The organism is Streptomyces yamdrokensis, from assembly GCF_053890455.1.
Genome location: NZ_CM132679.1, coordinates 3228853 through 3240797, shown reverse-complemented (window position 1 = coordinate 3240797; position 11945 = coordinate 3228853). Strand labels below are relative to the sequence as shown.

The 11945-nt window shown below is 71.9% G+C and carries 9 protein-coding genes; 4 read left to right on the top strand and 5 right to left on the bottom strand.

Features of this window, described 5'->3' with window-relative positions:
• Positions 1–16 precede the first annotated feature (16 nt).
• The 3 genes from ACWZEH_RS14025 (at position 17) to ACWZEH_RS14015 (ending at position 3707) form a co-directional block, all read left to right on the top strand.
• Positions 17–616 carry a TetR/AcrR family transcriptional regulator gene (locus tag ACWZEH_RS14025; protein ID WP_456198582.1) on the top strand — a complete coding sequence of 200 codons (600 nt, stop codon included), beginning with the start codon at positions 17–19 and terminating at the stop codon, positions 614–616.
• A gap of 128 nt (positions 617–744) precedes the next feature.
• Complete coding sequence (locus ACWZEH_RS14020; RefSeq protein ID WP_456198580.1) at positions 745–2988, top strand: MMPL family transporter; 2244 nt, start codon at positions 745–747, stop codon at positions 2986–2988.
• Between the two features lie 434 nt (positions 2989–3422).
• Positions 3423–3707 carry a DUF1876 domain-containing protein gene (locus ACWZEH_RS14015; RefSeq protein ID WP_257850169.1) on the top strand — a complete coding sequence of 95 codons (285 nt, stop codon included), beginning with the start codon at positions 3423–3425 and terminating at the stop codon, positions 3705–3707.
• A gap of 25 nt (positions 3708–3732) precedes the next feature.
• Here the strand turns inward: ACWZEH_RS14015 and ACWZEH_RS14010 are convergent, their stop codons facing one another.
• Positions 3733–4938 (bottom strand): serine hydrolase domain-containing protein, encoded by a 1206-nt coding sequence (locus ACWZEH_RS14010; RefSeq protein ID WP_456199593.1) that lies wholly within the window; start codon positions 4936–4938, stop codon positions 3733–3735.
• Between the two features lie 270 nt (positions 4939–5208).
• On the opposite strand from ACWZEH_RS14010, the gene ACWZEH_RS14005 reads away from it, so the two are divergent.
• Positions 5209–5577, top strand: coding sequence for an SsgA family sporulation/cell division regulator (locus tag ACWZEH_RS14005; protein WP_456198578.1), 369 nt, complete (start codon positions 5209–5211; stop codon positions 5575–5577).
• Between the two features lie 50 nt (positions 5578–5627).
• Here the strand turns inward: ACWZEH_RS14005 and ACWZEH_RS14000 are convergent, their stop codons facing one another.
• The 4 genes from ACWZEH_RS14000 to ACWZEH_RS13985 all read right to left on the bottom strand — a co-directional run bounded on the left by ACWZEH_RS14000 (position 5628) and on the right by ACWZEH_RS13985 (position 11825).
• On the bottom strand, positions 5628–7298 hold the full coding sequence (locus ACWZEH_RS14000; protein WP_456198576.1) for a penicillin-binding transpeptidase domain-containing protein: 1671 nt from the start codon (positions 7296–7298) through the stop codon (positions 5628–5630).
• 165 nt (positions 7299–7463) lie between these two features.
• Positions 7464–9122, bottom strand: a complete 1659-nt coding sequence (locus ACWZEH_RS13995; protein ID WP_456198574.1) for a penicillin-binding transpeptidase domain-containing protein — start codon at positions 9120–9122, stop codon at positions 7464–7466.
• 281 nt (positions 9123–9403) lie between these two features.
• Positions 9404–10051: a hypothetical protein gene (locus ACWZEH_RS13990; RefSeq protein ID WP_456198572.1), complete on the bottom strand. Its 648-nt coding sequence runs from the start codon at positions 10049–10051 to the stop codon at positions 9404–9406.
• 31 nt (positions 10052–10082) lie between these two features.
• Positions 10083–11825 carry a dolichyl-phosphate-mannose--protein mannosyltransferase gene (locus ACWZEH_RS13985; RefSeq protein WP_456198570.1) on the bottom strand — a complete coding sequence of 581 codons (1743 nt, stop codon included), beginning with the start codon at positions 11823–11825 and terminating at the stop codon, positions 10083–10085.
• Positions 11826–11945 lie beyond the last annotated feature (120 nt).

The following is an 11945-nucleotide window of genomic DNA, read 5'->3' as shown; positions in this document are numbered from 1 at the left end:
TGGGAAGGTGAGTGGGATGACCGAGGCCGCGACCGTGCGGCGCAGCCGGATCACCCCCGAGCGCGAGGCCGAGTTGTACGCGGCCGTGCTCGGCCTGCTCCGCGAGGTCGGGTACGACGCCCTCACTATGGACGCCGTGGCCGCCCGCACCCGGTCCAGCAAGGCCACGCTCTACCGCCAGTGGGGCGGCAAGGCCGAGCTGGTGGTCAGAGCCATGCGGCACCAGAAGCCCGGCAGCATGGGCGACATCGACACCGGCTCCCTGCGGGGCGACCTGCACGGCATCATCGGCCGCGAGGACGACTGCGTCATGGAACAGAACGCCGCCCTGATGCGGGCGCTCGCCATGGCGGTGCACATGAACGACGACCTGCGGCGGGCCTTCAAGGACCTGCTCGTGGAACCCGAGGTCGACGAGTTCCAGAGGATCGTCCGGCGTGCGGTCGAGCGCGGTGAGGTCCGCCCGGACAACCCGGCGCTGGCCTACATCGTGCACATGCTCGTGGGCGCGTTCGCCACGCGGACGCTGATCGACGACCTGCCGCCCACGCGGGACTTCCTCACCTCGTACATCGACGCCGTGGTGCTCCCCGCCCTCGGCGTGTCCCCTCGCTGACCGGACCCCGCCGGCCGGCGAACACCCTTCAGTACCACCCTTACCACCTGACAGACGCCACCGCTCACGTCGTCGGGCCGATCTCCCCTGCCCTGAACACCCCACGACCTGACCGGGAGTACTCCCTCGTGGCCACTTTGCTGTACCGACTCGGCCGCTTCGCCTTCAGGCGACGGCACTTCGTAGCCCTGTTCTGGGTGGCGCTGCTGGCGCTCGCGGGCGCCGGCGCCGCCGGTGCCCCCGTCGCCGGCAACAGTTCGTTCTCCATCCCCGGCACCGAGGCCCAGAAGGCCTTCGACGTGCTGGAGGAGCGTTTCCCCGGAAGCAGTGCCGACGGAGCGACCGCACGCGTCGTCTTCAAGGCACCCGCCGGCGAGAAGATGACCGACGCCGGCCACAGGGCGACCGTCCAGGACACCGTCGAGGAACTCGCCGACGGCTCCGAGGTCGCCCGTGTCACCGACCCGTACGCGGGCGGAGGCGTCAGCAAGGACGGCACCGTCGCCTACGCCTCGGTGACCTACCAGGTCTCCGGCATGGAGCTGGCGGAGTCCTCGCGCGACTCCCTCGAGAGCTCCGCCGAGGGTGCCCGGGACACCGGCCTGACCGTGGAGATCGGCGGTGACGCGCTCCAGGCCGTCCCGGCGACCGGCGCCGCCGAGATCATCGGCATCGGTGTCGCCGCGGTCGTCCTGGTCATCACCTTCGGCTCGCTGGTCGCGGCCGGTCTGCCGCTGCTCACCGCGCTGATCGGGGTCGGCATCGGCATCGCGAGCATCACCGCGCTGGCCTCGACGCTCGAACTCGGCTCGACCACGTCCATCCTGGCCATGATGATCGGCCTCGCCGTCGGCATCGACTACGCGCTGTTCATCGTCTCCCGCTACCGCGCCGAACTGGCCGAGGGCCGGGAACGCGAGGAAGCGGCGGGCCGCGCCGTCGGCACCGCGGGCTCCGCGGTCGTCTTCGCCGGTCTCACGGTCGTCATCGCCCTCGTCGGCCTGTCGGTCGTCAACATTCCGATGCTGACCAAGATGGGCATCGCCGCCGCCGGCACGGTCGCCATCGCCGTCCTGATCGCCCTCACCATGGTCCCGGCGCTGCTCGGCTACGCGGGCCGCAGGGTCCGCGCGGTCGGCGAGAAGGGCAAGCCGCGCGGGCGCGGGAACGAGAACGAGGCCGAGGAGAAGAAGCCGCAGGAGCAGGCGCAGCGCCCGAACCTGGGCACCCGCTGGGCGAGCTTCGTCGTCCGGCGCCCCGTGGCTGTCCTCCTGCTCGGCGTCGTCGGCCTCGGCGCGGCGGCCATACCGGCGTCCTCCCTCGAACTGGGCCTGCCCGACGACGGCTCGCAGCCGACGTCCACCACCCAGCGCCGCGCCTACGACCTGCTCTCCGAAGGCTTCGGCCCCGGATTCAACGGCCCGCTCGTCGTCGTGGTCGACGCCAAGGACAGCGACGACCCGGACGCCGTCTTCCGGCGGACCGGCGACGACATCAAGGCGCTCGAGGGCGCCGTCTCGGTGAGCCCCGCGGCACCCAACAAGGCCGGCGACACGGCGACGATCACCGTCGTCCCGGACTCCAAGCCCTCGTCGGTGGCCACCGAGGACCTGGTGCACGACATCCGGGACGCCGGAGCGGACGTCAGGGCCGACACCGAAGCGGACGTCCTGGTCACCGGCGCCACGGCGATGAACATCGACGTGTCGCAGAAGCTCAACGACGCGCTGCTCCCGTACCTGACCCTGGTGGTCGGCCTGGCGTTCCTGCTGCTGATCGTGGTCTTCCGGTCGATCCTGGTTCCGCTGAAGGCGGCCCTCGGCTTCCTCCTCTCGGTGATGGCCGCGCTGGGCGCCGTGGTCGCGGTCTTCCAGTGGGGCTGGCTGTCCGGCCTGATGGGCGTGGAGGAGACCGGCCCGGTCATGTCGATGATGCCGATCTTCATGGTCGGCGTGGTCTTCGGACTGGCCATGGACTACGAGGTGTTCCTCGTGACCCGGATGCGGGAGGCCTACGTCCACGGCGAGAAGCCCGGCCAGGCCGTGGTGACCGGCTTCCGGCACGGCGCCCGTGTGGTGAGCGCGGCCGCGGTGATCATGATGGCGGTCTTCGCCGGCTTCATCGGCTCCAGCGAGGCGATGGTCAAGATGATCGGCTTCGGCCTCGCCGTCGCCGTCTTCTTCGACGCGTTCGTCGTCCGCATGGCGATCGTGCCGGCGGTCCTGGCCCTGCTGGGCAGGAAGGCCTGGTGGCTCCCGAAGTGGCTGGACCGCGTCCTGCCCAACGTGGACGTCGAGGGCGAGGGCCTGCGCACCGAAGCGGAGAAGAAGGGCGGCAGCCCGGACGACGACCGGGACCTGGCCCGCGTCTGACAGCCGTACCACACCGCAGAACCAGCCGGTGAGGGCTCCCCGTGGGGACGGGGAGCCCTCACCGGCTTCCGTCTTCGCCCGGACGGCCCTGTGCAGGTACGCCTCGCACCTCACCGGTGCCCGCACGCCGTGGGCACTGATCCCTGCACACGTCGCGAAGTGACCCGGGCCGCCCGTGTCGTCCTGCGGGGCGGGACCTGCACAACCTGCCGGTCGCCGTCCCGCGGGAGTCCCCGGTCCTCGTCGGCGCTGCGATCGGGGCCCTGTTCCTCGAGGAGCGCTTCGGAGCCCCGCGCGTCGCCGCGGCCGGGCTGCCAGGGGGCCCGCTCGTGGGGAGGGACGGACGGGTTCCCCCGGACGTGTCGTTCTGCGGGCAGGTGCGGCGGGCCGGTGCGGGGCGCACCCTGGAACTAGGTATTCCGGAGGTGATCGTCATGACGGACACCATGCGCACCACGGTGGGGTGGCATGTCGAGATGGAGTTCATGGAGGACGACCAGCACACGCGGGCGGTGGCCATGGTGCGCTTGCCCGACGGGACCGAGATACGGGGCCACGGGCACGCGAGCCGGCACCGGGTGGACGAGAACCAGCCCAGGGTCGGGGAGGAGGTCGCCGGTGCCAGGGCGCTCAACGAGCTCACGATGCAGCTGCTGACCAAGGCGCACGACGAGATCGACGCGATGTCGGGGCGGACCTCGCACCCGATCCACGTCTGAGTCACGACGCCTGGGTCACGACCTCTCAGCGGCGGCGTACGGGCCGGCCGAGGACGACGGAGCGCACCGCCCGCACCAGGGACTGGGCGCGGGGGTCCGAGGTCACCGTGGTGCGGAAGCCGTTGGTGACGTACCCGAAGGCGATGCCCGTGTCCGGGTCGGCGAAGCCGAGGGAGCCGCCGCGGCCGGGGTGGCCGAAGGACCCCGGGGCCAGCAGGGGCGACGCGCTCCCGTGCAGCATGTAGCCCAGGCCGAAGCGGGTGCCGACGATCAGGACACGGTCCGCTCCCGCCGACTCCTCGGCGCGGGCGCGTTCGAGGGTGGCCGCCTCGAAGAGGCGTACGCCGTCGACCCGCCCGATGAGCGCGGCGTAGAAGCGGGCCAGGCCGTCCGCCGTCGCGACGCCGTTGGCGGCGGGGTGGGGCACCGCGCGGAACTTTGGGTCGTTGTGGTCCGGGAACGGGTCGATCGCGGCGAAGGCCCGACGGGTGACGGAGCCGGGGTCCTCGTAGGCCTCGGTGACCGAGCGCTTGGGGCGGGCGCGCAGCGCGCCGGGCGGCTCGGGTCCCTCGACCGGACCGACCCTCCCCACCCGGCCGGTCTCCGCGTCCGGCAGGCCCAGCCAGAAGTCCAGCCCCAGGGGAGCGGCGATCCGCTCCGCGATCCACTCACCGGCGCCCCGGCCGCCCGTCACGCGTCGTACCAGCCCGTCGAGCAGCCAGCCGTAGGTGAGGGCGTGGTAGCCGTGATCCGTGCCCGGCTCCCACACGGGTGCCTGGGCGGCGACGGCCTCGGCGCCCCGCAGCGGGTCGAGCGCCTCCTGCGGGGTGAGCGGGCGGTCGAGGAGCGGGAGTCCGGCCCGGTGGTTCAGTACGTGCCGGACGAGGACCCCCTCCTTGCCCCGGGCCTTGAACTCGGGCCAGTGGTGGCCGACCGGCGCGTCCAGGTCCAGCTCGCCGTACTGGTGCAGCAGCAGGGGCACGGCGGCGGCGACGCCCTTGGTCGCCGAGCGGACGAGCTGGGCCGTGCCCCGCTCCCACGGCTCGGGGCCGGCCCCCTCACCGCCGGCGCCACCGTCGGCGTCCTTCGTGCCGGCCCACAGATCGACGACCCGCCGTCCGTCCCGGTACACGGTGACGGCCGCGCCCCGCTCCCCGAGGTGCTCGAAGTTCCCTGCGAACGCCTCCCTGACCGGCTCGAAGCCCTCGGTCACCGTGCCGTGCACCTCGATGCCCACGTCCGTCGGTCCTTTCCGTGCCGTTCCCTGTGCTTTTGCCCCCGCCGGGCGCACTCGCCCGCGACGCGAGGTGCAACAGCGGGCATCCACCTGGGATTCCTCACCCGGGGAGGATGGCCGACCGGCCGGGCGCGACCGGGTGCCCGTGACCGTGATCCGGCGACCGTTCGCACACGGAGAGTCGTATTCCGGAATCTGTGCGATATTGGAGACAGGGGCGGGTATACGGCTTTCGTGCAGGTAGCGCACCGTGAGGGGCCACCCATGAACGTAGTCGAACAGTACGCACGCGCCCAGATCGTCACGGACACGGATGCCCCGCAGTCCGCGGGCCGAACGGTGCCGATAAGGCTGGGTTACGACCCCGGGCGCGACCCCCGGACCGTGCGGGTGAGTCTTTCCGGCCCCGCCGGCCGTGAGTGGAGCCTGCGCCGCGAGCTGCTCGAACAAGGGCTGCGCGCCCCTGCGGGCAGCGGTGACGTGCAGGTGTGGCCGTGCGGCCGGGTGCAGGTGGTCGTGGAGTTCCACTCGGCGCGGGGGGTGTCCATGGTGCAGTTCGAGACGAAGGCCCTGACGCGGTTCCTGCACCGTGTGCACGTGGCCGCGGCAACCGCCGAACCGGTCCCGCACTGACGGACGGCCGCTTCGAGGGCTGCGGGGCCGCAGGGCCGCCCCCGGACCGGTCAGCCGCCGAGCTTCAGCAGGCTCGCCACGAGCGGGCCCGCTGTCGAGCCGCCGTGGCCGGCCGCCTGTACGACAGCCGCCGCGGCGAGGTCCCCGCGGTACGCGGTGAACCAGCCGTTGGGTTTCTTCTGCCCGTCGACCTCGGCCGATCCGGTCTTCGCGCCCTTGTCGCCGCCGACCCCGGCCATCGCCTCCGCCGCGGTGCCGCTGGTCGCCGTGTAGGACATCAGCTGCCGCAGCTGTGTCACCGTCTTCGCCGACATGGTGCGCGAGGCGGTGGCCGTCTTCCGGCCGTCCACCTCCGGCGACACCAGGTACGGCTGGTGGAACTCGCCCGCCTTGACGGTCGCCGACACCGACGCCATGTTCAGCGGGTTCATCCGGACCCCGCCCTGGCCGATCAGGGAGGCCGCCATGGGGGCGTCCTTCTGCACCGGCACCGAGCCGTCGAAGGAGGAGACACCGATCTGCCAGTCGTCGCGGGAGAGCCCGAAGACCTCCTGCGCCTGCTTGGTCAGGTCGTCGTCCTTCAGCTCTGACGCCTGGCTGATGAAGGCGGTGTTGCAGGAGGCGCCGAAACTGTCGCGGAACGTGCCGCCCTTGATCTCGAACTTGTCGAGGTTCTGGAACTTCCAGCCGCCGTAGCTGGAGTACTTCGGGCACGGATGCTGCTCCTCGATGGACGCGAGGCCCTTCTCGATGAGCAGCGAGGCGGTGAGCACCTTCATCGTCGAACCCGGGGCCAGCGAACCCTGGAACGCGGTGTTGAACCCGCGCGAGGCGTTCGCGGCGGCGAGGATCTCGCCGGTCGACGGCCGCATCAGCACCACCGACGACTTGGCCTTCTTGGCCACCTGCTCCTCGGCCGCCGCCTGGAAGGCCGGGTCCAGCGTGGTCCGCACCGTCCCGGGGATGCCCTCGCTCACCTCCAGCACGGTCTTGTCGGCGGCCTTCGCCTTCCTGGACTCCTCACCGCGCACGACCCGCAGTTCGATGCCGGCCTCGCCGCCCGCCGTCTTCCCGTACTTCTCACGCAGTCCGTCGAGGACCGGGCCCAGGGACGGGTAGTCCTTGGTGGTCAGCTCGCCGCCGTCCCGGTCCAGCGCCTTGATCGGCGGGGTGTCCGTCTTCCCGGTGACCAGCCTGTCGCCGTCCCCCAGGTCGGGGTGCACGACCGCGGGCTGCCACGCGACCCGCGGTTCGCCGTCCCCGTCCCGGCGCACGACGGTCAGTCCGCTGTCGTACGCCAGCGGCTCGGTGATCTCCTCGTACGCCACCGTGCCCTTGACGGAGAACGGGACCTCGGCGCCGGTGCGGGCGCCGGCGGTGAGGGTGACGTCCTCGATACGGGCGTCCTTGGCGTAGCCGGTGAGCAGGGCGGTGGCCGCCTCCGGGTCGTCGGTGGCCTCGGCGGCCGCGCCGATCTCGCCCCGCTGCCAGGCGGTGAGGAAGCGGTCGGCCGCGGCGGTGACCTCGGCGGCGGACAGCGGGCCGCTCTTGGCCTTGGCCTGCTGGGTGGCGGCCGCCCGGGTGCCGCCCTCGGATCCGGACCCGCCCGCGAACAACGCGTAGGCGCCGAATCCGGCACCCCCGACGACGACGGCGATCACCCCGCCGAGTACGGCGGGGTTGGTCTTCCGTCGCTCGGCGACGCGCTTTCTGTTGCCCACTGCTGTCCGATCCTCCGCAAAGTCCGTATCCGCCGGGCCGACAGGCCGACAGGCCGACAGTTCGGCAGGCGGATGGCCATACCGTCATACCGGCCAGGTGTTCATGCGGCGCTCACCCGCCCATGACGGCCACCAGCCTAGAGTCCCGCCTTCCGCGCGTCGCGGTCAGCCGCCCGCTCGTAGCACAGCTGCGACAATCGGACCGGCCGCGTCGCCGCCGTGGCCGCCCTGCTGGGTCATGGCCGCCGCCGCGATGTCGCCCCGGAAGCCGGTGAACCAGCTGTCGGAGGTTGCGTTGCCGTCGACCTCGGCGGAGCCGGTCTTCGCGCCGATGTCACCGCCGAGCCCGGACATCGCCTGCGCGGCGGTGCCCTGTGTGGCCGTCAGGCGCATCATCTGCTTCAACTGGCTCGCGGTGTCGGCCGGCAGGCCCTTCGCCTGCGCCAGCTGCCGGCCGTCGAGCTCCGGGGAGACGAGGTAGGGCTGGCGGAAGGTGCCGGTGATGGCGGTGGCCGTCACCGACGCCATGTTCAGCGGGTTCATCTGCACCTGGCCCTGGCCGATGGCGTTCGCCGCGCGGTCCGGGCCGCCGACCGCGGGGACACTGCCGTCGAAGGAGACGACGCCGGTCGCCCAGTCGTCCCGGCCGAGCCCGAACCGCTCCTGCGCCTCCTGGGTGAGCGAGGCGTCGGTCAGCGGGTTCTCGTCGACGAGCTTGATGAAGGCCGTGTTGCAGGAACGCAGGAAGCTGTCGGCGAGGGTGGCGCCCTCGTTCGGCTCCATGCCGGTGAGGTTCTTGAAGGTCTGGCTCTGCCAGGTCGCGGTGGGCGGGCAGGGCGCCGGGCCGTTCATCGAGGTCACGCCGTTGTCGATGAGCATGGCCGCGGTGACGATCTTCATGGTGGAGCCGGGGGCGACCCGGCCCTGGAACGCCGCGTCGAACCCGTCCTCGCGGTGGTTGGCCACGGCCAGCACCTCGCCGGTGCTCGGCTGCACGGCGACCACCGACGACTCGGCGAACTCCTTCACCGCCTTCTCGGCGGCGGCCTGCACGCCCGCGCTGAGCGTCGTGTGCAGCTTGCCGGGCTCGCCCTTCGCGAGGGTCACCAGCGTGGAGTCGGCGGCACCCGCCTCACCGGCGGCGCCTTCGGCGTGCCGGATCGTCAGCTCGATGCCGGGGGTGCCGCCCGCCTTGTCGCCGTACTTCTCGCGCAGCGTGTCCAGGACCGGTCCGAGGGAGGGGTGGTCGTCCTTTGTCAGCACCGTGCCGTCCCGGTCCACGGCCTCGATCGGCGGCTGCGCGGACTCCCCGGTGACCAGGGTGTCGCCGTCCCTGAGCTCGGGGTGGACGACGGACGGCTCCCAGTCGACCAGCGCCCGCCCGGTGGTCTGCCCGCGCACCACGGTCAACTCGCTCTTGTAGGACAGTGGTTCGGACTTCCCGTCGTACGAGACGGTCGCCTTCACACGGAACGGCACGGTGGTGCCGGAGACCGTGCCGGGCGTGATCTCGACATCGGCTATGTGGGCGTCCCCGCCGTAGGCCGCCAGCAGCGGGGCGGCGCCCTCGGCGTTGTTCGTGTACGACGCCGCCTGCGTCGCCCGCCCCTTCTCCCAGGCCGCGAAGAACGTCGCGCTCGCCTTCTCGACCTCCCCCTTGTCCGGCGGCCCGGACTTCTTCGTCACGGCCGCGTCCGAACCGCCGCCCCCGCCGCCCCCGTCGCCGTTCACCGCCGACACGATGTTGTAGACCCCGTACCCGGCCCCACCCACCATCACCGCGAACACACCGCCGATGACGGTCGCCTTGACCCCCTTGCCCATCGGGCGCTTCCCCTCCCCCGCCGGACCCCCCACGCCTTCTGAACGTGTTCAGAAAGTTCGGCGAGTGAGCACTTTACGCACAAGGAGTGACGGCAGGGACGGTAGTTACCCTTTGTTGTCCGAAAGGAGATCGGGTCGGGCCGACATCTGTTCGCGGTCGGCCCATCTTCGAACGGGTGAAGGGGCGGTCGTCCTCCGGGATGCCCCGTACACCCCGCCCCGTAGCCCCCTTCAGGCGCTGCGAAGGCCGGCGCGTACGGACCCGCCGCCGGTGCCCGGGGTCAGGACCGGGGCGGGTGCCGGCCGGCGGCGCGGGTGAGGAGGCCGACGACCTGCAGGGCACCGGCCACCTCTGTGGGGGCGGATCGGGGGTCGATCCTTCGGGCGAGGGCTGCCGCGATCGTCGAGAAGTCGTCGCCCCGGCCGTGTACGGAGTCCAGGCCGGCGCCGAGGGGTTCACGGCGGGCGGAGCCCTGAAGGCCTTCGCCGACCTTCCATGGCTCGGCCAGAACGAGGCCGGCCAGCTCGGGCAGGCGCGCGTCGTCGAACCCGGCGCGGGACCGGTCGACGGTGTCGATGAGCTTGGGAACGCCCCAGACGACGAACGTGAAGTCCTGCATCGCCGTGGGGACCGTGACCTGGCGGGTGATCCCGGACGACGTGTTCGCGACCTTCTCGACGGAGGGCAGGAAGACACTGAACGTGCCCCGCACGCGGTTGACGCGGTGGGACCTGAACACGAGCCGGTAGTTCGTCAGATGGACGCGGCCGCCGATGGCTTCCTTCCCGCGCATCCCCACCGCCCCCATCAGGCCGTCGAAGGCGAACCGGGACAGCCCCGCCTCCCGGACGTCGATGACGGCGTTGGCGTTCTTGCGCAGGACCAGCCCTTCGCCGGGGAGCAGGTCCTCGGGACCCAACGGTGCCATCGCCACAGCTCCACCTTGGGGGGCGACTGTGTCAGACCCACGTGTCCAGCCACATCCGGGCCCGCCAGTCGTCGATCGGGATGGACGTGCCGGTGTGGATGGGCCAGAAGTAGATGAAGTTCCAGGCGATCAGGAGGGTCAGGACACCCGCTGCCGTGGCGCCTGCCACGCGGCGGGTGTCGCCTGCCCGGGGCGGGCCGACGAGCGCGCCCAGGAGCATCGCCACCGCCAGGCACAGGAAGGGGAGGAAGACGACGGAGTAGAAGAAGAAGATGGTGCGCTCCTGGTAGAAGAACCAGGGCAGATAGCCGGCCGCGATGCCGCAGGCGATGGCGCCCGCCCGCCAGTCGCGGCGGAAGAACCAGCGCCACAGGACGTAGAGGAGCGCGAAGCAGCCCACCCACCACAGCAGGGGCGTGCCCAGGGCCAGCACCTCGCCGGCGCACTTCTCGGCCGCGTCGGCCGGGCAGCCGTCCGCGCCGGGTGCCGGGGACTCGTAGAAGAACGAGACCGGGCGGCCCGCGACGATCCAGCTCCACGGGTTGGACTCGTAGGGGTGCGGCGAGGACAGGCCGACGTGGAACTCGTACACCTGGGTCTCGTAGTGCCAGAAGCTGCGCCACCAGTCGGGGAACAGCCACGACCAGGAGCTGTCCTTGCCGTCGGTCACCGCCCAGTCGCGGTAGTAGCCGCCGCTGCCGTCGTCGGCGGAGAGGAACCAGCCGGTCCAGGACGTGACGTAGGTGGCCAGGGCGACGGGGACCGTGGACAGGAACGCCCAGCCCAGGTCGCGCCGCACGACGGCCCGGACCGGGTGGTGGGCGCCCGCGGTCCGGCGGGAGCCCACGTCCCACAGCACCGACATCACACAGAACGCGGCCATGATGTACAGGCCGTTCCACTTCGTGGCGAACGCCAGGCCCATCATCAGCCCCGCCGCCAGCCGCCACGGCCGCAGGCCCAGCCGCGCGGTCCCGGCGACGTGCGCGTCCGGCAGGGTCCTGCCGTCGGTGCCCACGGGCAGCGCGGCCGCGAGCCTCTCCCGCGCCCGGTCCCGGTCGACGACCAGGCAGCCGAAGGCCGCCAGCACGAAGAACATCAGCACACCGTCGAGCAGCGCGGTGCGGCTCATCACGAAGTGCAGCCCGTCCACCGCCATCAGCGCGCCCGCCAGACAGCCGAGGAACGTCGAACGGAACAGGCGCCGGCCGATCCGGCACAGCATCAGCACCGACAGCGTGCCGAGCAGCGCCGTCATGAACCGCCAGCCGAAGGGGTCGAAGCCGAACATCAGCTCGCCCAGCCCGATGACGTACTTCCCGACCGGCGGATGCACCACGTACGCCGCTTCGATCGGGATCGGGACGTCCCCGCCGGAGGAGAGGACCAGGCTGTCGGCGTTCTTGTCCCAGTTGACCTCGAAGCCGCGGTGGACCAGCGCCCACGCGTCCTTCGCGTAGTACGTCTCGTCGAATATCACCTTCCTGGGGCTGCCCAGGTTCCAGAAGCGCAGCACCCCCGCCACCAGTGTGACCAGCAGCGGACCGCCCCAGCCCGACCAGCGGGTGATCCTTTCGCCGAGCGCCGGCGGCACCCCGAGCGCCGTCCACAGTCTGCCGGCCGGCTTCGTGTACGGCGGGACCAAGCGGTCGCGGACGTCGCCCCCGGACCTCGCCGTGTAGCCGAAACGGCTCAGCCGCCGCTGCCACGGCGGTTGCTGGTCCTGCGGCGGCTGTTCCTGCCGGGTGTCCGTGGAGGACGCGGTACTCGTCACCGCGCCATCGTAGGGAACGGCGCTGTGCGAGTCCCGTGCACGGGAGGGATGGGCCCGGTATGCCCCGGGTGCGCCCGGCCGCGGGGGCCATGGGGGCGCGCCGGGTGCGGGTACGGGCCG